Source organism: Bradyrhizobium sp. NBAIM08, assembly GCF_020193935.1.
In the GTDB taxonomy this organism is placed as follows: Bacteria; Pseudomonadota; Alphaproteobacteria; order Rhizobiales; family Xanthobacteraceae; genus Bradyrhizobium; species Bradyrhizobium yuanmingense.
The window spans coordinates 1-443 of record NZ_JADYVR010000407.1 but is presented as its reverse complement, the minus strand read 5'-3'; the positions used below and the strand labels follow the sequence as shown (position 1 = coordinate 443).

The following is a 443-nucleotide window of genomic DNA, read 5'->3' as shown; positions in this document are numbered from 1 at the left end:
GGGCCGCCCATGATCTTCGGAAGACCGTGAATGACGAACATAACGCCGAGCCCGACACGAAGAAAAAGCAGAGCGCCTTCGCGATATTTGCCGAGGAAAGAAAGGGTCATGCGCGGGACTCTTAAAAAGTGGCTGCGGGTTTGCGAGAGGAAAGAAGGGTGCGATTCACCGCCACCAGATCAGTCGGACAGAAGCGATCGCGGCACTGATCAGGAGAAACGCATCGAATGCGCGCTGGGAGATTTTCCCCACAAAAAGACGGCCCATGAAAATTCCCACGACCACTCCGGGGATCAGGAGCGCGTTGAGAAAAAGAGAAGCCGGATTGATCAAGCCGAGGTGCGCGCTGAACGGCACCTTCACCAGATTGATGATCAGGAACATCCACGCAATGGTGCCGACGAACTCCAGCTTCTGCATGTTCAAGGCGAGCAGATACAGCG

The 443-nt window shown here is 55.5% G+C and carries 1 protein-coding gene; it reads right to left on the bottom strand.

Annotated features, from left to right (window positions below; genetic code table 11):
• Positions 1-165: 165 nt before the first annotated feature.
• On the bottom strand, positions 166-443 hold a 278-nt coding region (locus tag I6F37_RS40145; RefSeq protein WP_225154399.1), incomplete at its 5' end, for a TSUP family transporter.